Genomic DNA, 20,511 nt, shown 5'->3' with positions numbered 1-20,511 from the left:
AGTCATATATGGGTATTTATTTCTGTGGTGTATGTAGGATTTATCACATATGGCAACTTCACAACATGGGACCATACTACCCACTATTACACTCAGTTGGCAGATGCATTCAATAAGGGAAATCTCTACGTTGACCGACAGCCCGACGCAGCCCTGCTGGAAACGGCTGATCCCTATGATTCAACAAGCAGGCCCCCCGTTGACGATGAAATCTGGGATATGTCTCTCTATAATGGGAAGTTATATCTCTACTGGGGGCCGTTTCCGGCTTTGTTAATTGCACCCATTCAACTAATTTTTGATACGAAGATCACAGACAATTACCTGGTTTTTTTCTTTTTTGCAGGGTTATTGATTTTTAATTCCCTGATTATCTTAAAACTATGGAGAATTTTCTTCTCGGAAATACCAGCAAAATACGTGTTTATTTGTATTTTGCTTATTGGCCTGATTCTGCCCATTCTAGGGTCAACCAATAAACCCAACATCTACAAAGCAGCCATTGGAGCAGGTCATTTTTTTCTGATGGGAGGCATCTATTTTTCACTTGTCATCTTTGAACAGCGGTCAACTTTTGTTATTGGAAGGAACTTATTTCTAGCCGGGTTATTTTGGGCCTTCTGCGTAGGATCCAGGGCAATTAATACGATGTCAGTCGTCTTCCTGGCACTTATGGTGGCGTTCTGGGTCATAAAAAAACTACCCAGGCCCGTAAGCTGGGTGAAGTATTTTCGTGCTGTAGTTCCCCTGTTTGTCCCATTAATTGCCGGTGCTCTTGTCATAGGTTGGTACAATTGGGCCCGTTTTGATTCTCCTTTTGAATTTGGGTTGAAATATCAAATAACCACTTTTAATCTAGATGGAGATGCAAATTTAGTATTCGAGCCGGATTATTTTTTTCTAAATCTATATACGTATGTTTTCCATCCCTATGAATTTCTCCCGGAATTTCCGTTTATTCAATCCACGATTGTTTCTAATTCCCTGCAAAAATTCAATATTGCAACGCCACAAATTTACTACGCCGGAAAGATAACCGGGCTTTTATTCAGCGCCCCTTTTCTGGTCCTGGGATTGGTTCACTTGTTTTCAAGAAACAGAACGGCAGGGGAAGAGAATTCATCCACTTTCCCACTACCTTATAATTTTCTTCTTCTTCTTTTGGGTGGATCGTTTTTTGTCAATTTTTCACTCGTTCTGTTCTTTTTCTTTGGGCAGACGCGTTATCTTATTGACATGATCTCTCAAGCCGCGCTTTTAGCAATTATCGGATACTGGCAAATAGTCTCCAGAAAATTAAGATTGAATTCCCTCCAATCTAGAATATTCCTGGGATTGGCAAACCTTCTGCTAGCCCTTACAATTTGCACAGGGATGCTTCTGGCTTTTTCCAGTGAAAAGAATTGGTTTCAAACATTAAATCCCCAGTTCTTCGAAAGAATAAATGAATTACTGACCATTCAAAAATAATCTTGTTCTTTTTTGCACGGCAAAACCCATATAAGGCAGTCGAGTATAATTTCCTTCATGGATCGTAAAAAACTAATCGGGACTATTTTTTATATTGCATTGATCGTTGCACTACTTGCGCCCCGTATCCCCGCGTTGGATTCCTTTGTCACACTCGATGAGCCGTCCTGGTTAAGCCAGGGCGCAAATTTTTATTATGCACTGGGTCAACGGGAATTTCAAAATACGGTTTACGAATACCAGCCCGCTGTCACCACCATGTGGATCATCAGCATCGCCATGCTGTTTTACTTCCCTGAATATCGTGGTTTTGGTCAAGGTTATCTTGATTATGAAAAAGGCAGGCTTGACCCTTTCATGATTCAACATGGCTATGACCCGCTTGTGCTGTTGCATATCGCGCGCTTGATTCAAGTCTTGCTGGTTGTTGCTTTGTTCATCCTCTTATTTTATTTATTGCAAAGGCTTATTCCAAAACTCCCCGCCGCGTTCGCCGTCCTCATCGCTTCATTTGATCCATTCTTCCTCGGCCAATCACGCCTGCTTGACCATGAAGCCATGGTTGCATTATTCGTAATTATTTCCCTGCTGGCTTTTGTTATTTATCTTTCGCATGGCCGCAAATTTATATTCTTATTAATATCTGGTGTTGCGGCAGGGCTGGCTCAGCTCACAAAGTCATCTGCGATTGCTATGCTTGCCTCGGTTGGCATTTTGCTGCTGATCCAAATCTTTCAGGAACGGCAGAATGGCCTTCTGAAAGCCTTGATTGATAATACAAAAATATTTTTTCTCTGGTTTATTGCCCTTATCGCCACCTACTTTGTTTTCTGGCCGGGTATGTGGGTTGCGCCTGGCAAAATGCTTTACACGGTCTATGGCAATGCCTTCAGCTATGCATTTCAGGGCGCGCGCCTCACGGTCACTGAAGAGTTGGAGGTCTCTCAATTCAACCTGAATACAAATCTCACTGGCGTTTGGGAAGTGATGAAGGTTCTTTTTTGGAGGACGACTCCGCTAACGTGGCTTGGCATCCTGTTCGGATTTGCCTTGCCGTTCATTCCCAACCGTGAATTGGTTCGCCCAAACAGGCAGTTGTTTACCCTCTTGTTGACCACTGCACTTGCATTCATCCTCCTAATCGGCATTGCCCAGGGACGCAATTCTCCACATTACATTCTTACCAGTTATCTTGCGTTGAACCTGCTCGCAGCTATGGGTTGGTTCCATCTGATCCAATGGCTTGGTGACCGCTTTGCTCCCAATAGGATTCAAGTACAGTATGTTGGTCTGTTCCTGTTGTTGTTATTTCAAGTATCGAGCGCGGTTTCCTACTATCCATATTACTTTACCTACCGCAACCCCATTTCATATAGCCTGAGTGAGAATAAGGATTTCCCGCAATTCCCTTATGGCGAGGGACTTGAAATCGCTGCGCAATATCTGGCCGAACTTCCAAGCGCAAAAGACTCAACCGCGCTTGTCTATTACAGCCGTGGCTGCTTTTCCTACTATTATCCGGGCACCACCACAAGTTTCAGACCCTATTATGTGGATGGTGAACACGCCGAAGACTTGTTGAACTTTGTCCAAGACGCTGATTATCTTGTTGTTTATTATGCAAACCAGGGGCAATTGGAAAAATATAACACCTACCTCGATATTCTTTCAACGGTTGAACCTATGCATGTGATCTGGATGGATGGATATGAATACATCCGTATCTATCAGGTGGATTCTCTTCCGCCAGAGATATTCGAAGCACTTGCAAATTTATGAGAACTAATGTGAATAATAACAACTGGAATATCTGGCTGACGATCCTCCTCCTGCTTATATTGATCGCTCCCTCTCATGTCATTGGAAATGATAAAGTCGTCACTGTTGACGAGCCATGGTGGGTGATCTCGGGTTCTAATTATTATTACGCGCTCACACATGGGGATTTTGAGAACACCCTTTACGATTATCATCCAGCCGTAACTACCACGTGGATCGTAACAGCAGGTATGTTGACTTATTTCCCCAGTTATCGTGGGTTTGGGATGGACTATTTTGATGTTCGCAAACCGCAGTTTGAAGAATTTCTACGCGAGAATGGAAAAGAAGCCATTGATCTTGTCCGCAACAGCAGGTTAATCCAAACCACATTATTGCTCGTGCTTGCGCTTTTAGGGTTTTTCCTTCTGCAATTGCTGGTTGACCAGAAAGCTGCCTTCCTTGGCATTACACTCGCGATGACTGCTCCGTTCTTTCTTGGGCATTCCCGTCTGCTTAATCACGAGGGTATACTTGCCATGTTCGTTTTGGTTTCGTTTCTGGGAATGCAGGTTTATCTCAACCAGGAACGAAAATTAATTTATTTGCTGATCTCTGGTGCAGCGTTTGGCTTCGCACAATTGACCAAGTCATCCTCTATTGTTGTTATCCCATTATTTGGCTTGATCTTATTTATAGGGCTGTTCAAGCAAAGTGGTCAAACTCTAAGTGTAAAAATATGGAATGCGGTTAAAACATTTGTAATCTGGCTGGCTGTTGCCGTATTTATCTATGTACTTATATGGCCCGGGATGTGGGTTGCCCCGGGGAAAATGCTCTCAGGAGTTTACGGAAATGCATTCAGTTATGCATTTCAAGGTGCGCGCCTCGACGTGACCGAGGAATTACAGCCTTCCACTTTCAATCTTGTAACAGGATTTGATGGCATTGCTCAGTATTTACAAAGCTGGGTATCCTCCTCCACACCTATAACCTGGCTTGGTTTGATCTTTGCGCTGTTTGCATTGTTTTCAAGAGATAAAGGGCGGTTACCCGCGCCAATAAAATCTACTCTCATATATCTGGCTATCTTAGGTGGATTGTTTATCGCCATGTTCGGCGTCGCACAGGGACGCAACTCTCCGCACTACATTCTCAGCAGCTACATCTGCTTCGATGTCATGGCAGGTATCGGCTGGTGGGTGGCGTGGATGTGGGTCCAGAATCGGTGGGCCGGGTTAAGTCGCTCTTATGCAACCATCGCGATATTCATCCTTCTAATAGCAGCCCAAATTGGATCTGGTCTTCCTTATGCGCCTTATTATTTCACGTATAAGAGTCCATTTGCAAACCAGGCAGCAACCTTTGGGTATGGCGAAGGATTAGCTCAGGCGGCCGAATATCTGGCACAGAAGCCAAACTCAAAAGAGCTGCGCGCCTATGTATATAACGGCATGGGAACTTTTTCTTTCTTCTTCCCCGGAGAAACCGTCGTATTCAAGAGGGTATATCTAATTGAAGAGGATTTTGTGACAGTAACGCAGGACATGCGGAATTCCGATTATTTGGTGCTTTATCCGATAGTAAGGGAAAAACAACCTGAAACCGAAAAAATCCTGGGTGCTTTGCAGGATGTAGTTCCTGAAAGAACCATTTTTATTAACGATCTGGAATACATCCGCGTCTATAAAATTAAAGATATACCCGAAAGCGTTTATGACGAGTTGAGCAGGTAATTCATCAGCGGATGCCACTGTCGTATACGACAACGAGTTGTGTGATCTGATTGGGCAGTACTGTAAAATCTTGCTCACTTGCGAAAGGAAGCGGCATACCCTGCGGGCTTTCGGGGACCAGGATGTAATCACCCGGCGGAAGGTTAACAACGTACCTTCCATTCTCATCTGTCTCAAATCGCAGGACTTCCTCTCGATCAATGTCGAGAACCGTCAGCGTGGCTTGATAAGGCTGGTCTGGGCATTCATCACCTGCCTGTACCACTGGGCACATCGGGCCAATGGATACTTGAACTTCGATGCCGCTCGTCAATAGTTCAGGTGGATCACTTTTCTGCCCACATGCAGCCAGGATCAGGATAAAAAGTAAAAGTAGTTTTTTAGACATTTTTCACCTTCTCTTTAACTTTAAAGCAAAAGGACGACATGCGTTATTTTGCCACATGTCATCATTTTTTGTTTGGTTATGTCATGGACTAGGCGGCCCACCTGCTGGAACACAAGCCAGTTGAGTTGAATTGGGCGGCATCATACATGTACCGCTGATTGTTCCATTCGGAGTTGAGACGCTGCAAGCTGAATTAACTGTCAGATTTACACACGCATCAATCGCTTCCGGCGGAGGTTGTTGCTGACCATTGCCCTGTCCACCGCCTTGACCTTGAGCAGGTTGATTACCAGTAGGAGGCTGGCCCTGTTGTCCGCTCTGTTGACCACCGCCCTGACCTCCACCTTGTGAGAGAGCACGCACGGCAGGCGTCCCATGGAAACAACTCACAACATAGGGGAACTCATGTGTGGCATGGTAGTGATACATCTCCACCATTTGACCATCCCATTGGACCATATGGATATGGCCGTGGCACTCATCGAGGTCTTCATTGGTTACTTCGGAGCCATCCTCATCATAGTAGCCGTAAATGCCGTAGCCATCGAAGGCATAGCCAACCAGAGATGAGTGTCCGCTGGCGGATGTATCTTCAATGCAATCGCTCAAGCTGTGATAGTGATAAAAACCCGATACCTGCGGATGCCCATCGCAGGTATCCTGTACTTCGTGGGCCACAGCGTCGTGGCCTTCCGCATCGAATGCACTGAAGATGACCACACCGGAGAGCATGATACCTACTTCACCGCCAACACAGTTGGGTTGAGCCACTGCCGTGGGGTTTACAGGCAGGCTTAATGTAATCGACTGCTCCCGGATGGAATTGGGATTACGATCCACGGCATACGCATCATCGCTTGAGTCAACTGGATAGTTTCCAGTTGGATGATCGGGAAGATCGTTACCTGTAAAGACGCGCTGGCCTCCCTGGATCGAAACCGTAAAACTGCCCGGCCATGTGACAGAGCCATCCACCACGGCTTTCTTGGTGGCGTCCCAGGTTCCATCATCGTTCATCCAAATTCCAGTGCCTTGGGCGCCGCCGCCATTAAACGAAGTCATACAGGAATACACATACCCAACCTGCGGACTCGTTGAATACTTTCCGTCACCCACTTCGAGATGCGTGAGGTCTACATCCGAATGATGTTCGATGCCCTCATCATGGTCATCATCAAGACTCGTTGTGATGACAGGCTGGGCAGAATCCTGAACAGGTGCAGCCTGCCCAGAATTTCCTGATCCCTGGGCAATGGGCGCATTCACCTGAAGGACGGGAGTGGAACAGGCGGCCAATAGGATCGAACTGATAGCAAATAAGGCGAACAACTTGTTTTTGAACATTTTCTTCTCCTTTGGTAATTGATTGACTCATTTTACAAATGATCAAAAATTGTAGAGAGTGTATAGAATCATCGAAATCGCGCGATTCCCATGCAAATATGCACAAGTTTGTATTACAGGTGTCATGGGATGTGAATACAAACATAATTAACCCCAAATTAAATCTGGACGCAGATCCCCAAAGGGGACGCTGTGAACGCTGATTTTCGCTGATCAAAAGCAAGAATCAGCGTTTTCCCCTGGCACCGCCCGCCAGGGCAGGTGTGCGTTTTTCAGCGTCCCGCCTTGGCTTTAAAACAAACCCACCCGCGAAAGATTAATTTCGGGGTGAGTCATGTTTGTAGGGCAGGTTTTTAACCTGCCAATATTTATGTTCTCAAAAACTGTCAGGCTGCAAGCCTGGCCTACTTGCACATATAAAGTGACATTGCCTGATCAGACGGACCTTGTTGATTGCCTGTGCTGGTCTGGCTGTAATCCAAAACCACTGCACAGGATGCCTTCAACCAGTTTGTAATATCCACTTTGCTTCCGCGCTCGCCGCCATACAGCACGTAACGCAGTTCGCCATTTGCAACCATCACGCTTAAGTCCTCTGCGGTGACAACTTCATCCTGTCCGCCGAAGCCGCCCATATATAAAACGGGACGCCCGGTTGCGAGCACGAGTTGCGCGCCCTGTTGTGATGATGGGACAGCCACCAGATATTCCACGTTCTGCGAATTTGTTTCAAGATAAGCCAGCAGTTCTGTATTCATATTTGAGCCTGGCTGTTGACGCGCCCGATCCACACCATCCTGCGCCTGGTTGCCGCCAATGTACGCAGTGGGTAAATTCTGATCTGCATTCGACACAACAGTTAATACAGTCCAATACATAGGGATGATCATCATCGCTGCCAAAATCGTGACGTAAGCCAGGCGCTTCCCGCGTCGCGCGACCATCAAGAGGATTCCCAACCCAAGCAGGATGCCACTTCCAAGCATCCACCACGAGGTCTCGTTATATTGCGTTGTGGCATAGTATTGAAAACCGATGGTCAATGCGGCAGAGAGGGCCAGTAGAATGCCGACCCATTTCTTATCTGCACTCCATGACCATAGCTGTACGAAGCCTATGCCGACCATTGCGCCAAGAGGGGGAGCCAGCATAATGGCGTAATACGCATGGAAAATACCTGAGACCATGCTGAAGAACACCACACAAGTGAGTAACCATCCACCCCAAAGAATGAGGGCTTTATGGACGCCCGATTCGACTGGCAATTGAATGCGTGAACCGAGTAAAGCAAGTGCCACACTGATCAATGCAAAAGGCAAGAGCCATGACATTTGCTTGGATAATGGTTCAGAGAAGAAGCGTAGTACACCCGGAGAACCAGTCTCATTTGCAAAAGGTGTTCTGCCACCTTGCCCACCCAATCCTTGATCATCCGGGCCGCCATTGGGAACTTGGCTGTTTGATTGGGCCTGCCCTAAAGGACTCTGCCCGTTTTGTTGCGGAATCATCCCCTGTGGTGCGCAGGCAAGCACATCCAAATTGGGCGGAGTGATGCACGTCCCATCAACTGTGCGATTTGACATTATGAATGAACAAGCCGCGCCTTGCGTTGAATTTGCGCACGCATCGAGTGCTTCCTGCGGCGGGCCTTGACGTGCACCCTGCCCGTCCTGAGTTTGATCGAAGGGCTGAGGCTGAGCGGACTGATTGGGATTTGTACCCGCTATCGGCGCGGAAGGAGGCGCTTGCCCATCTTGCGGACCATCAGGACCTCCACTGCTTTCGAGTCGTGAAATCCCGTTGTGACCGAAGATCAATCCCATGACGGTGTTGTCATCGCTTGAACCAATGTATGGGCGCGAGTCTGCGGGAATCAAATCCACAACGACTGCCCATGATAACGAGACAGCAATTAATAAAATAGTTGCGATGCCAAGATTGATGGCCTTCCGCAACCAGCCATCTTTTGAACCGAAGAAATACAGCGCGTAAAAAGCAGGGAGCGGCAAAAAGGCTTGCATCATTTTGATATTGAAGCCGAGGCCGACGATGAATGCGCCAAGCAAAAGCCAGCGAAGTTTACTCGTTTCAGTGGCGTGGATGAATGCCCACGCGGCCATGAGCAGGAAGAAGACCAGCAGACCATCCATGGTGTTGTTGCGATTGGTGGCGACGAAGACAGGCGTGATTGCCAACACGAGGGCCGCGACAAGACCTGCGAGTTCGCCCATATATTTTTTGACCATCACGTACAGCAATGGGATTCCAAAAACACCTGTGAGAATGTTTGGCAGTGAAACGCTAAAGCCGCTCACGCCGAGGAAGTATGCGAAGACGGCTTCGATCCATAACCCAAGCGGAGGTTTATCCACGGTGACCGAGCCGCCTGGCTCTGCCGCAACGAAGAAGAAGTTGCTCCACGATTGCAGCATGGATTTGACCGCCGCCGTGTAATAGGCATTCGCATCGCCAATCGATTCGATGTTGTACATGTACAAGGCGAATGAGAACGCCATGATGACGATGACCAGAATGGTGGAGATCGTCACGCCGAGGAAGAGATTTTTCTTCAAGAATGAAGGTTGTGCGGGTAGGGTTGCTGTTGTCATTTTGATTTCCTTTTATTTTATACCAGAGATGAACAAAGATGTTTCTTTCTTTTTCTTTCCTTTGTGTACTTCGTGTTGTTTCGACAGGCTCAACACATCGCCTTCGTGGTTAATGCTTTTTAAATGTCCACATACGATTCGCAAAATAATTCCAAAAGACTACTACGCCTGTAGCAATGAATTTAGCAGGCAGGTAGCTCCATTCGGGTTGACCGAGCATGTTGCCCCAAACAACTTCGAGCGACAGCAGGATGATATTGTTCAACGCCAGCCCAATTAAACTAATGAGCGTAAATTGCGCGAACTGCTTGCGCCAATCGGTTTGGGTTCCATCATTGAAAGTCCACAAGCGATTCCAGGTGAAGTTGTTGATCAAGCCTGCGGTAAAAGAAAAAGTGTTTGCAAACAAGGTGGGCAGGCCAGCCTGCTTGAGAAGAATAAGCAGGCTGAAATCCAAGACTGTACCAACTGCGCCCACTGCGAGAAAATGCAAGAAGCGTTGCATTTCTTTGTTTGAAGAACTATTTGATAAGATGTCCATTTTCCGTTCCTTTATATGCTGATGATCGAGTAGGGCGAGGGTTCTTTTCGTCCATATCGAGACCACACATTGAATGTTTACTTGTCATGAGTGGTTTCGATATACCCCTCAAAGAGCATTCGGGGTTACTCAACCACCAGTTTTCACTTTTTACTTTTCACTTCTTTATTTTATATTTCCCCTCCAAAAACCGAGAGTGAAGCCAGTCATCACTTGCCAGATAAACCCATGTATCTTCTCATTCAAAGGCATGACACCTGTCATGGGTGCTTCCTCCGAAGCGTGACGGCAGACACATCCTGTGAAATAACCTCCGTGATATGATTTGAACATGCAAGCACGTTCGCAAGACTCAGCCCGCTTTCTCCGCATCGCTGCATGGATTTGGATCAGCTTCCTCATCGCCATGGCTGTGATGGATTTTGTGCTGTACACGCAGGTAAACATCCCCATTACGCAAAACCCTCCTTTACTGCAAGGCGTGCCTGGGCAACCATTGCCGCCTCTCAATCCGCTGAACCCACCGAGGAATTTGCTCAGGCCTGTTTATATTTTCTATGCCGCGAACGGATTGGTCGCATTGCTCTTTTTAGTCTTTGCTCACTCGAATTGGATACAAAAAAAACTGGGCCACATTTTTTATCCTCTCTTGCTGCTCACCATTTCCACTGCGCCAATTTTTATCAACGTGTTGATCACGCCGCGCTTTCCCAATGGGCCGCTGGGAAATGCGGAGGGAATGGCGCTCCGTCAACTGCCCGTTTTATTTGTTGCGCTTGCGCTTGTAGCATGGGAATATCAATTGGCGCATGTCATCTTTTTCAGCATCGCCACCACCACGCTTGAATTGGGTCTCATTTATTTCAGCCCCATCGATGATCGAAATATTTTCGTTTTCATTTTTATCGCCATCATTCGCACTATCAGTTTCATTGCGGTGGGAGTCTTTATCAGCCTGCTGGTTGCGCGCCTGCGTGAACAGCGCGAGTCGTTGCGTGAGGCAAATGCCAATCTTGCGCATTATGCGTCTACCTTGGAGCAGCTTACGGTGAGTCGCGAGCGTAATCGTCTCGCACGCGAATTACACGATACTCTTGCTCATTCCCTCACCGCCATTTCTGTTTCGCTCGAAACCGCCAAAGCCTATTTCGATATTGACTCAAATAAGTCCCGCGATTTGATCGACAAATCTTTGGAGTCAACCCGCATCGGTGTGGATGAAACCCGCCGCGCTCTCAAAGCCTTGCGCGCCAATGCTCTGGAAGATATGGGACTCAGGCTCGCCATTCAGCGCGCCGCCGAATCCGCCGCGGCACGCTTCCATCTTAATCTGACGCTTGATCTTAAAAATCCCATGCCTTCCCTCAGCCCAGACGTAGAGCAGACCATTTATCGTATCGTGCAAGAATCGATAGAGAATATTACCAATCACTCGCGCGCTAAAAATTTCAGCGTGCATTTGGAAAGCAATGGCCACACCACACTCATCATCCAGGATGACGGCATTGGTTTTGACTCAAAATCCAAAGAGCCCACGGGACACTTTGGATTGGTCGGTATGCACGAACGCGCCCAGCTCGCAGGCGGCAAGTTGAAAATTGAAAGTGAAAAAGGAAAAGGCACGAAGGTTGTGTTGACGATATAATTTCTAAATGATCCGGTGGTCGAGTAGGGCTGGTGTTCTTCCAGCCCATATCGAGACCACCATTGACAGAAATATTCACAATTCATCGGTGGTCTCAATATGCCCCTCAAAGAGCATTCGGGGCTACTCGACCACCGAAGGGACTTTTATGAAAATCCTCCTCTGTGACGACCAAGCCGTAATCCGTGATGGGCTCGAAATGCTTCTCAACCTCGAGAAGGATTTTCAAGTCGTTGGTCTCGCACAGGATGGCGCCGAAGCGGTGGAACTTGCCGCACAAAAACAACCAGATTTGATCCTGATGGATTTGAAGATGCCAATCATGAACGGCATTGAAGCTACGCGTGAGATCCGCGCGAAATTCCCCAACATAAAAATTCTCGTGCTCACAACTTATGACGATGATGAATGGGTCTTTGACGCCATCCGCGCGGGAGCATCTGGTTATTTGCTCAAGGATACTTCACGCCAGAAAATTGTCGAAGCCATCCGTGGGACAATGGAAGGCAAGTCCTTCGTTGACCCTGCCATCGCGGGCAAATTGCTTAACCAGGTCGCCAGCAAACAAACCCAGCCCGCATCCATATTGGCAGAGAAACTCACGGAGCGTGAATTGGATGTGCTGCGTTTGATCGCCAAAGGCATCAACAACAGCGAAATCGCGGCTCAATTGCACTTGTCCGAAGGGACAGTGAGAAACCACGTCAGCGCTATTTTGGAAAAGCTAAATGTCTCAGATAGAACCCAAGCTGCTGTGATCGCGATACAGCATGGGTTGTGATATTAAAGGGAGTCCAAAGTCTCCAGACTTTGGACTTTAGCATTCAACGTCAGGAGACGTTGAGTCCAGGAACACGAGGTAAACATGACCGTCAAACACACAAACGAAGTGGAAGCCAAAAATGTGGCCGCAGGCAAAGACACGACCATTCAAGTGTTGATCTCATCTCAAGAGGGACCAAACTTTGCCTTGCGGAAATTCTCCATGCTGCCCGGTGGCGGGATGCCCCGTCACGCCAACACAGTGGAGCATGAACAATATGTCTTACGCGGACACGCAAAAATTGGGATTGGCGATACTATCCATGAAGTAAAAGCAGGTGACGTGGTCTACATCCCCGCTGGCGAAATTCATTTTTACGAGAATATCGGCGAAGAACCGTTTGAGTTCTTGTGTATTATCCCCAATAAGGAAGATAAGATCACGATTGTGGATGAATCTTGCTAATGTTTAAGTAGCCTCCGATGTTTTGAAATAACCTAAAACCATATAAATTGTTGAAATCTAATGTTCAAATCGAACAACAATGACTCTCATATTATCTATTGCAAATAGTAGTCAAGTTATACAAATTTCAGACCGCCGACTCTCTAGCGGTAAAAATGTAATTAACGATAACTCCAATAAAGCCACTTGTATTATTTGTAGAAATGGTAGATTTTCGATTGGATATACTGGTTTGGCACTTGTGGGATCGTTTAATATGCAAGCTTGGTTACTTGATACTTTTTTTGAATGTGCTTCACCAGACTACACTATTTATGAGACTGTAGAGAGGTTTGCGAAAAGGGCATCACAAGATTTCAAGAAAATACCCTTACTGGCAAAATTGCAATCCGCTGATAAGAGATTAAGTATCATGTTGTCAGGGTACTTAACTCACGAGGTAAGGCCACTCATTGGAAACTTGATAATAACCAACTTTCAAGATTTTAAAATGAGAATTGATTATCCTGAAGCAAAAGATGAGTTTTGGATAATGTCTGAACTTGAAAGAGACGATTCTTCACCCGAAACAACCTTGATTCAGAGAATAGGCTTTTGGCAAGCTATGAAGCCGGAAGATGAAGCCAATCTTCGAAACTTGCTTCGCCAGCCTAAACCCGTAGAAGTATTAATTGATACAGCTGTTGATGTAGTTAGAGAAATTGCAGGCCGTCCAGAGGCTAATAATACGATTGGGAAAAACTTGATTGTTACTATAGTCCCTAAGGATATAGATAGCCCTTGTGTGTCAATAGTAAAGCAATATGAATCAAACGACGTTATTACCTTTGCCGATAGACTTACTTTATTAGGGCCACAAGATAGCTTTGCAGCTAAAGAAGTTAAGTTAGTATTAGAAAACATGAAAAACAATGAGGCTCAAACGAATTTTGAATTTGAAGAAATCAAGAAAGTTCGTAAAAAAAGAAAGCGACATTAATTTTTACAACGGCGACTTCGCCGCCATCCCCGCATTGCGCGGATACTTCGGTGGCGTGGCGGCGACCTTATCTACCAGCACGAGATAGCGGTCATCGGCAACGCCAGGTAAATTGACGGGGATTAATTGCTTTAGTTTTCCACCCAATAATTTCATCGCTTTTTCAGCGGACTGCGCTTCGGCAGGTCCGCTTTCGCCTTTTTGGGCCAGCATCATCCCGCCGATTTTCACGAGCGGGAGCAAATATTCGCTCAAAATATTGAGTTGTGCAACAGCACGTGCCACTGCGCAATCATAGGACTCGCGATGTTCAGGGCTTTGCCCAACATGTTCGGCGCGGGCATGAATCACATCCACGCCTTCCAGGCCAAGCTTACTGACAATATGCTGGCAGAACATGGCTTTCTTGCCAACTGATTCAACCAGCGTGACGTGCATGTTGGGGTAAATTATTTTCAAGGGAAGGCCCGGGAACCCCGCACCAGTTCCAACGTCCACGAGACGAAGCGGGGGAGTGGCTTTCCACGCCAGCACACAGGAATATGAATCCAGAAAATGCTTGGTACGGATCGACTCTACATCCCGAATGGCAGTCAGATTGAATTTTTGATTCCACTCGATCAGTTCACGCTCGTAATTGATAAGCCCCATCACTTGCCGTGCCGTGAGGTGGACGTTGAACAGCGTTCGCGCATCGTTGATTAATGAATCCATGTAGGGTGATTATAAAGCAAATAAGCCCTATGTCATTGCGAGCCGCTGCCCTTGTATTTTGGCGGCGAAGCAATCTCACGACTTGATTGGAGATTGCTTCGGGCGGAAAAGCACCGCCCTCGCAATGACGGGAACCTGACATAAAAAGAGGACGGCGTCACCACCGTCCTCAACTTATTACTCGTTACTTATTCCTCATTACTTCTTCACTTCCTCAACCTTCGCTTCCACCTTCTTCTTGTTCCCGCGCATCTTGCGGAAGAGGGCGCGAACACCGATGAAGATCAGGTACAGCGGAACACCAACAGTGATCCAGACAGGCAAGGTGTAAATCACGAAGCGGATGACGAAATCAATAAAGTCTTGATAGAAGAAGATCAGGTCTTGAATGGCATCCTTTGCAACGCCTTTGGGTTCCCACTTGCCGATCTGAATGGGCTGCTCTTTTTCTTCAGCAAGAATGCGAACAGTGACGGCAGAGAGCGCGGCGGCGTCCTCGTAATATTCCATCTGACCTTTTACGATCTCGATCTGCTCACGATAATAAACCAGTTGGTTGAAGATGTTCACAACATCTTCAGTCTCCGTGGCAGTTTGCATGATGTCATTCAATTGCTTTTCTGCGGCTTCAAGATTCGTCAGGCGTGATTTCAAGTCCACATATTCGGCGGTCACATCCTGGCCTGAGCGGGTTTCATTTTGAACCTCAACTACGTCTTTCTTGATCTGTTCCAACGCATCATCCAGCTTTTCGGCAGGCACGCGGATGACCACCTGGGCTTCGGGCACTTCAACATAATTGCTGGTGTAACTTTGATACAGGTTGGACGATACGACAAATCCGCCCATTTGCTCGGCCATGATCTGGATATTTTTCATACGCCCTTCCACGTCTGTTACGACAATGGAAACATCCGCGTTTTGGATGACAAGCCGTTCCACCTGGGCAGGGGCAACACCGCCTCCGCCTTGTGCAGAGTCGGTGACAACACCCTCATCAAATCCGCTGGCTGGTGCTGATTCGGAAATCGGGGGCAATGCTTGCGGCGCGACACTGTAATTTTGTTCGGGTGCTGGAAATTCCGTTGCAGCAGCTCCGCCACATGCGGCGAGGATCAATGTGGCAATGACAATAAGGCTAAATGGCAATATCTTTTTCATGATTTCTTCTCCTATTTTTTCCTTTGGTAATTTCGCTACCAAAAGGACGAAGATATTAGAGAAATAGTTCCGCAGATTTTTCTGGAGTCGACCAGCTTGCTGGTCGCGGACGGCAAGCCGTCCGAATCCAGAGATTAACTACCATCCCTCTGCAATGCGAGCCGCATGTTTTTCGGGCAGCCCTGCAGCGCGGATACGTTCCTGCACCTCAGGGATGTTATATGCCGCACGGCGCGGAGTCCATGTGCGGGCTTCGGTGTCGTAGATGGCGAAGGCGGCGCGCGGGTCACGGTCACGAGGCTGGCCAACAGAACCCGGGTTCAGGATCAATTTTCGGCGGAGTGCGATCGGCACATCAGCTTTCACTTGCTCAAGGCTTACGCGGTCTTGTGCTTCATCCAATGCGAACATGCACTGGATGTGCGAATGCCCAACGAAACACCAGGGGGTATCAAAATGTTCAAAGTTGAGACGCGCCGAAAGTGAATTCAAAATGTATTCCCACAACGGGTCACGCGGACTTCCATGCGCCAGGGTAGCCTCGCCGCGCACCGTTGTTTTGGATGGGAGCGCGCGCATATATTCCATGTTATCGGCGGTTAAAACTTTTTCATGATGGATCAACGAACGCCGCGCTTCGCCATTAAATGTTTCAAGCGGCATCCTGCCGATGACGGCCACATCGTGATTACCAAGCAGGCAGATGAGATTTTTGATCTCACGCACTTCTTCGACCACTGCATTAGGATCGGGGCCATACCCAACCAGGTCGCCCAAACACCAGGTCTCATCCACTTTGCCAGCTTCTTTCAAAACGGCCTGGAGCGCGGTGTAATTTGCATGAATATCCGAGATGACCAAAACGCGCATATTTACTCCAACAGCATTGCTGTGTGTTCAATGATTTTTTCGGCCGCTTCTGTTTTGCTCATCAACGGCAAAATTTCTTTTGATCCATTTGCGAATAACAAGGTAATGCGATTTGTATCAACGGCAAACCCCGCGTCTTTGGCAGAGATGTCATTGGCGGCGATGAGATGCAAACCCTTTGATTGTAACTTTTCAGATGCGTTTTCGAGAAGGTTTTGACTCTCCGCCGCAAACCCTACTATGACTTTGAAACGCTTCTTTCCTGACCTTTGGCTTGCTACTGTTTTAAGAATATCAGGCGCCGCCTCAAGCTCGACCTGTGGAATACCATCCCGCTTCTTCATTTTTTCTTTGGCAACCTGCTTCGGGCGGAAGTCTGCTGCGGCTGCCGCCATGATCAACACATCCGCGGATTCGCTCATCACAGCATCCAACATTTCCTGCACGCTCTTCACTTTAACAACCTGCGCACCTACGGGCGGGGTCAAGACAGTTGGCGTGGTGATCAGGGTTACGTTTGCGCCTTCATCGAGAGCGGCTTGAGCGAGGGCATATCCCTGTTTGCCGCTTGAAAGATTTGTAATAATGCGGACAGGGTCAAGCGCTTCCTGAGTTCCGCCGGCAGTGACGACAACTTTCTTGCCAGCCAGTTTTCCATTCCTGCCAAGCGCCATGCGGATATGACCAAGAACTTCCATCGGCTCCAACATGCGTCCCTTGCCAGAAAGGCCCGAAGCGAGGTGTCCCTCCGCAGGGCCAGCAACCAGCACTCCACGAGATTGAAGCGTCGCTAAATTTTCCTGCGTGGCGGAATGGTCGAACATCCCGCCATCCATTGCAGGCGCGATCAAGATCGGGCAAGTTGCCGCGAGTGCAGTAACGGTTAATAAATTATCTGCAATACCATGCGCGAGCTTTGCCATCGTATCGGCCGTGCATGGAGCAATAACAAGCAGGTCGGCTGTCTTACCAAAGCTGACATGTAACACATGCGCTTCATTTCCCCACAAGTCATCATCTGTATATGCGCGACGGCCAGTGACAGATTGAAAGGTAAGCGGTGTTACAAATTTTTCCCCCGCGCTTGTCAATATTACATCCACCTGTGCGCCAGCCTGCGCTAACTTGGAAGCCAGGTCCGCTGCCTTATACGCCGCAATAGACCCTGTGACCCCAAGCAAAATGTGTTTTTCCGAAAGGATGGACATACGAGGTGATTATACTTCCAACACAAAACAAAACGATCATCGAAATCTGTTTCCCACCCGCGATTCCGTGACAGAGTCCGTTTACAGAATTTCCCTCTTGACGCATCTGCATGACAGGCATAGAATAGCGCCCAACATGCTTAAGTCTGCCCGCTGGTTTGCATTTTATTTTTATTACGGTTTCCGAGGTTCGGTTGCCGTTGGTGGCGCTTAAGTAAACAGAGAGTAAACCTGTTCACGTAAAAGAGCGAGACCACACGGTCTCGCTCTTTTTATTTTCATTTTCCTTGCAACCCTCTACCCTATCGGGCACACGTCCCATTTTGGGAGAGGGCAGGGTGAGGGTCTTAGGAGAAATTTATGTCAATTCGTGGAATCCGCGGTGCAACCACAGTCCAGGCTGATGAGCCAGACTTGATCCTTGAAGCCACGCGGGAATTATTGGAAGCCATTCTCGAAGCAAACGCTGGAATGACTCATGAAGATGTAGCCAGTGCACTCTTCACAGTGACCGAAGACCTCGCCGCCACCTTCCCCGCACAGGCTGCCCGTCAAATGGGCTGGGGACTCGTTCCGATGATGTGTGCGCGCGAAATCCCCGTCCCGGGCAGTTTGACGAGAGTGATCCGCGTGCTTGTCCATTGGAATACGGAAGTACTACAATCAGAGATAACGCATGTCTATTTACGCGATGCGGTTAAGCTAAGACCCGATCTGGTGGCGGCGCAATAATTATTGCTACCGGTGGTTGAGTAGCCCTGAGCGTTTTCCCTGGCACCGCCCGCCAGGGCAGGTGTGCGAAGGGCATGCACTTGCACCGAACGCAAGTGCGGTGTCGAAACCACCACTTACAAGAAGAATTTTCATAAACGCGGTGGCCTCGATCCTGGGCGGGAGAACCCCGCCCCTACCAAAGAAGGAAAAACCTATGTTAATCATCATGAAACCCAATTCCACACCTCAGCAAATTGAAGCAGTGTTCAATACCGCCAAAGCTCATGATCTCACTCCGCATATCACACACGGAGTTGAGACCACCATCGTTGCAGTGGTCGGTGAATTCCACGCACCTTCAATGGATGCCTTTGAAGCGTTGGAAGGAGTCGAAAGCGTGAAACGAATCTCACAGCCCTTCAAGCTTGGCTCACGTCAGGTGCATCCTGAAAATTCCATCTTTCCAATAGATGGCTTTCAAGTTGGCGGCAATGACATTGTCGTTATTGCGGGGCCCTGCGCGGTTGAATCGCGTTCGCAAATTCTTGAAACCGCGCACGCTGTCCGTGAAGCAGGTGCGAATGCATTACGTGGCGGAGTCTTCAAACCTCGCACCTCACCCTATGCTTTTCAAGGCCTCGGTGAGGAAGGTCTCGAATTCCTGGCCGAAGCACGTGAGCAAACAGGTATGCCCATTGTGGTCGAGATCATGTCGCAAATGCAACTTGATCTCATGGTGAAATATGTGGATGTATTTCAAGTAGGCGCGCGCAACATGCAAAACTTCAATCTCCTGCGTGCCATCGGTGAAACACGAAAAAGTGTTTTGCTAAAGCGTGGCCTCTCGGCGACGATTGAAGAACTGCTCATGTCGGCTGAATATATTCTGGCGGGCGGCAACAAACAGGTCATGTTGTGCGAGCGCGGCATCCGCACCTTTGAAACTTCCACACGGAATACCACCGACATCAATGCGATCCCCGTTCTCAAAAATCTCACGCATCTGCCAGTCATTCTTGATCCGTCCCATGCAACGGGTCATGCCGATTATGTGGCTGCCATCGCACGCGCTGCCATTGCCGCAGGCGCCGACGGCCTCATCGTTGAAGTCCACCCCGACCCTGCAAAAGCTGTCTCGGATGGCAAGCAATCTCTCAAGCCCGAAAAATTTGCCGAGATGGTCAAGCAGGTCAAAGCCATTGCCGAAGTCATGGGCCGTCGTGTTGCGCCCATCAAGAAGCCTGTCGCTGCTGGTTGGTAAAAATGGAGGCTGGCTTTTCGCTTAAAGATTCAACCATTGGAATTTTTGGATTGGGACTCATGGGAGGCTCACTCGCCATGAATCTCAAGGGACATTGTGCGCGCCTGATCGGATTCGACTCGCATCTCCCCACGCTCGAACTTGCTCTTTCTAAAAATATCGTTGACCAGGCTGAAAGCGACTCTGCCACCTCGCTCTCTCAAGTTGACCTGCTCATTCTCGCCACTCCCGTCCCAGCGATCTTGACTCTTATCCGGCAATTGCCTACCCTTATGCCTAATCCCTGCATCATCATGGACTTGGGTTCCACCAAAACAGATATCCTGTGTGCCATGGATGCTTTGCCATCACGCTTTGATGTCATCGGCGGACATCCCATCTGTGGCAAGGAAACCCTTGGCCTGGAACATGCAGATTTAAATTTATATCAGGATGCTCCATTTGTGATCACACCGTTGGAGCGAACATCGTCAAGAGCAAAGACTGTCGCCAAACAAATTATTTCAGCAATCGGCGCTCATCCCATTGAAATGACCGCCGAAGAGCATGACCGCATTCTTGCGCAAACGAGTCATTTACCTTTTCTCATTTCTTCCGCGCTTGTACATTCAACCCTACCTGAATTTTCTCCTGCAATTGGCCCAGGCTTTCGCTCGGCATCCCGCCTCGCAGGCACACCCTCCCACATGATGATGGGCATCTTGAAATCAAATCGGAAAAATATTATGCAATCTCTTCTCACCTTTCGCAATGCGCTTAACGAACTTGAAGTTGCAATTGAAAACGATGATGATTTCACATTACAGACTCTCCTCGACAATTCACGGTACTCATACGAAAGCCTGCTCCACCCAAGCCTCTAATTCTCCAATCACTATTACCAAT

At 47.9% G+C, this 20,511-nt stretch carries 18 protein-coding genes; 10 read left to right on the top strand and 8 right to left on the bottom strand.

Translation table 11 applies throughout. The features are described from left to right. Nucleotides 1–96 precede the first annotated feature (96 nt). From AC14M5_RS09180 to AC14M5_RS09170, 3 genes are read left to right on the top strand one after another with little or no spacing between them, the layout of a single operon-like run. Entirely contained in the window at nt 97–1,470 is a 1,374-nt protein-coding gene (locus AC14M5_RS09180; RefSeq protein WP_484029356.1) for a hypothetical protein, read from the top strand. 57 nt (nt 1,471–1,527) lie between these two features. Continuing rightward, nucleotides 1,528–3,249 (top strand): ArnT family glycosyltransferase, encoded by a 1,722-nt coding sequence (locus tag AC14M5_RS09175; RefSeq protein WP_484029355.1) that lies wholly within the window; start codon nt 1,528–1,530, stop codon nt 3,247–3,249. A gap of 8 nt (nt 3,250–3,257) precedes the next feature. After that, on the top strand, nt 3,258–4,964 hold the full coding sequence (locus AC14M5_RS09170; protein ID WP_484029354.1) for a glycosyltransferase family 39 protein: 1,707 nt from the start codon (nt 3,258–3,260) through the stop codon (nt 4,962–4,964). Between the two features lie 4 nt (nt 4,965–4,968). Here the strand turns inward: AC14M5_RS09170 and AC14M5_RS09165 are convergent, their stop codons facing one another. From AC14M5_RS09165 to AC14M5_RS09150, 4 genes are all read right to left on the bottom strand, one after another. Further along, nucleotides 4,969–5,352: an MSCRAMM family protein gene (locus tag AC14M5_RS09165; protein WP_484029353.1), complete on the bottom strand. Its 384-nt coding sequence runs from the start codon at nt 5,350–5,352 to the stop codon at nt 4,969–4,971. Nucleotides 5,353–5,433: 81 nt separating this feature from the next. Beyond that, nucleotides 5,434–6,696, bottom strand: coding sequence for a YHYH protein (locus tag AC14M5_RS09160; RefSeq protein WP_484029352.1), 1,263 nt, complete (start codon nt 6,694–6,696; stop codon nt 5,434–5,436). A 404-nt stretch (nt 6,697–7,100) separates the two neighbouring features. Continuing rightward, nucleotides 7,101–9,305, bottom strand: coding sequence for an ArnT family glycosyltransferase (locus tag AC14M5_RS09155; protein WP_484029351.1), 2,205 nt, complete (start codon nt 9,303–9,305; stop codon nt 7,101–7,103). Nucleotides 9,306–9,414: 109 nt separating this feature from the next. Next, nucleotides 9,415–9,846 (bottom strand): GtrA family protein, encoded by a 432-nt coding sequence (locus AC14M5_RS09150; protein WP_484029350.1) that lies wholly within the window; start codon nt 9,844–9,846, stop codon nt 9,415–9,417. A gap of 331 nt (nt 9,847–10,177) precedes the next feature. Here AC14M5_RS09150 and AC14M5_RS09145 point away from each other — a divergent pair, with 331 nt between their 5' ends. The 4 genes from AC14M5_RS09145 (at nt 10,178) to AC14M5_RS09130 (ending at nt 13,698) form a co-directional block, all read left to right on the top strand. Next, nucleotides 10,178–11,491: a sensor histidine kinase gene (locus tag AC14M5_RS09145; protein ID WP_484029349.1), complete on the top strand. Its 1,314-nt coding sequence runs from the start codon at nt 10,178–10,180 to the stop codon at nt 11,489–11,491. Between the two features lie 148 nt (nt 11,492–11,639). Then, the gene (locus AC14M5_RS09140; protein ID WP_484029348.1) at nt 11,640–12,272 is read left to right on the top strand and encodes a response regulator; all 633 of its coding nucleotides are present in this window, start codon (nt 11,640–11,642) and stop codon (nt 12,270–12,272) included. Between the two features lie 84 nt (nt 12,273–12,356). Further along, nucleotides 12,357–12,719, top strand: a complete 363-nt coding sequence (locus AC14M5_RS09135; RefSeq protein ID WP_484029347.1) for a cupin domain-containing protein — start codon at nt 12,357–12,359, stop codon at nt 12,717–12,719. Nucleotides 12,720–12,798: 79 nt separating this feature from the next. Next, on the top strand, nt 12,799–13,698 hold the full coding sequence (locus AC14M5_RS09130; RefSeq protein ID WP_484029346.1) for a hypothetical protein: 900 nt from the start codon (nt 12,799–12,801) through the stop codon (nt 13,696–13,698). Nucleotides 13,699–13,701: 3 nt separating this feature from the next. Here the strand turns inward: AC14M5_RS09130 and rsmG are convergent, their stop codons facing one another. The 4 genes from rsmG to coaBC all read right to left on the bottom strand — a co-directional run bounded on the left by rsmG (nt 13,702) and on the right by coaBC (nt 17,651). Beyond that, nucleotides 13,702–14,412, bottom strand: a complete 711-nt coding sequence (gene rsmG / locus AC14M5_RS09125) for a 16S rRNA (guanine(527)-N(7))-methyltransferase RsmG (protein ID WP_484029345.1) — start codon at nt 14,410–14,412, stop codon at nt 13,702–13,704. Between the two features lie 198 nt (nt 14,413–14,610). Beyond that, entirely contained in the window at nt 14,611–15,573 is a 963-nt protein-coding gene (locus AC14M5_RS09120) for a DUF4349 domain-containing protein (protein ID WP_484029344.1), read from the bottom strand. A gap of 138 nt (nt 15,574–15,711) precedes the next feature. Beyond that, nucleotides 15,712–16,443: a metallophosphoesterase family protein gene (locus AC14M5_RS09115; RefSeq protein ID WP_484029343.1), complete on the bottom strand. Its 732-nt coding sequence runs from the start codon at nt 16,441–16,443 to the stop codon at nt 15,712–15,714. Nucleotides 16,444–16,445: 2 nt separating this feature from the next. Further along, nucleotides 16,446–17,651: a bifunctional phosphopantothenoylcysteine decarboxylase/phosphopantothenate--cysteine ligase CoaBC gene (gene coaBC / locus AC14M5_RS09110; protein ID WP_484029342.1), complete on the bottom strand. Its 1,206-nt coding sequence runs from the start codon at nt 17,649–17,651 to the stop codon at nt 16,446–16,448. Nucleotides 17,652–18,011: 360 nt separating this feature from the next. Between coaBC and aroH the strand changes: the two genes are divergently transcribed. The 3 genes from aroH to AC14M5_RS09095 all read left to right on the top strand — a co-directional run bounded on the left by aroH (nt 18,012) and on the right by AC14M5_RS09095 (nt 20,489). Beyond that, nucleotides 18,012–18,383, top strand: a complete 372-nt coding sequence (aroH, locus tag AC14M5_RS09105; RefSeq protein ID WP_484029341.1) for a chorismate mutase — start codon at nt 18,012–18,014, stop codon at nt 18,381–18,383. A gap of 196 nt (nt 18,384–18,579) precedes the next feature. After that, the gene (aroF, locus tag AC14M5_RS09100) at nt 18,580–19,626 is read left to right on the top strand and encodes a 3-deoxy-7-phosphoheptulonate synthase (protein WP_484029340.1); all 1,047 of its coding nucleotides are present in this window, start codon (nt 18,580–18,582) and stop codon (nt 19,624–19,626) included. A gap of 2 nt (nt 19,627–19,628) precedes the next feature. Further along, nucleotides 19,629–20,489 (top strand): prephenate dehydrogenase, encoded by an 861-nt coding sequence (locus AC14M5_RS09095; RefSeq protein WP_484029339.1) that lies wholly within the window; start codon nt 19,629–19,631, stop codon nt 20,487–20,489. The last annotated feature ends 22 nt before the right edge of the window (nt 20,490–20,511 follow it).

This window comes from Candidatus Villigracilis sp. (assembly GCF_057083605.1).
This window is presented reverse-complemented; position numbering and strand designations above follow the sequence as displayed.

What these genes read in the sequence shown, in the direction of transcription:
- AC14M5_RS09175 (WP_484029355.1), top strand. Translation starts at nt 1,528, where the DNA reads ATGGATCGTAAAAAACTAATCGGGACTATTTTTTATATTGCATTGATC.
- AC14M5_RS09165 (WP_484029353.1), bottom strand. Translation starts at nt 5,352, where the DNA reads ATGTCTAAAAAACTACTTTTACTTTTTATCCTGATCCTGGCTGCATGT.
- AC14M5_RS09160 (WP_484029352.1), bottom strand. Translation starts at nt 6,696, where the DNA reads ATGTTCAAAAACAAGTTGTTCGCCTTATTTGCTATCAGTTCGATCCTA.
- AC14M5_RS09155 (WP_484029351.1), bottom strand. Translation starts at nt 9,305, where the DNA reads ATGACAACAGCAACCCTACCCGCACAACCTTCATTCTTGAAGAAAAAT.
- AC14M5_RS09150 (WP_484029350.1), bottom strand. Translation starts at nt 9,846, where the DNA reads ATGGACATCTTATCAAATAGTTCTTCAAACAAAGAAATGCAACGCTTC.
- AC14M5_RS09145 (WP_484029349.1), top strand. Translation starts at nt 10,178, where the DNA reads ATGCAAGCACGTTCGCAAGACTCAGCCCGCTTTCTCCGCATCGCTGCA.
- AC14M5_RS09140 (WP_484029348.1), top strand. Translation starts at nt 11,640, where the DNA reads ATGAAAATCCTCCTCTGTGACGACCAAGCCGTAATCCGTGATGGGCTC.
- AC14M5_RS09135 (WP_484029347.1), top strand. Translation starts at nt 12,357, where the DNA reads ATGACCGTCAAACACACAAACGAAGTGGAAGCCAAAAATGTGGCCGCA.
- AC14M5_RS09130 (WP_484029346.1), top strand. Translation starts at nt 12,799, where the DNA reads ATGACTCTCATATTATCTATTGCAAATAGTAGTCAAGTTATACAAATT.
- rsmG (WP_484029345.1), bottom strand. Translation starts at nt 14,412, where the DNA reads ATGGATTCATTAATCAACGATGCGCGAACGCTGTTCAACGTCCACCTC.
- AC14M5_RS09120 (WP_484029344.1), bottom strand. Translation starts at nt 15,573, where the DNA reads ATGAAAAAGATATTGCCATTTAGCCTTATTGTCATTGCCACATTGATC.
- AC14M5_RS09115 (WP_484029343.1), bottom strand. Translation starts at nt 16,443, where the DNA reads ATGCGCGTTTTGGTCATCTCGGATATTCATGCAAATTACACCGCGCTC.
- coaBC (WP_484029342.1), bottom strand. Translation starts at nt 17,651, where the DNA reads ATGTCCATCCTTTCGGAAAAACACATTTTGCTTGGGGTCACAGGGTCT.
- aroH (WP_484029341.1), top strand. Translation starts at nt 18,012, where the DNA reads ATGTCAATTCGTGGAATCCGCGGTGCAACCACAGTCCAGGCTGATGAG.
- aroF (WP_484029340.1), top strand. Translation starts at nt 18,580, where the DNA reads ATGTTAATCATCATGAAACCCAATTCCACACCTCAGCAAATTGAAGCA.
- AC14M5_RS09095 (WP_484029339.1), top strand. Translation starts at nt 19,629, where the DNA reads ATGGAGGCTGGCTTTTCGCTTAAAGATTCAACCATTGGAATTTTTGGA.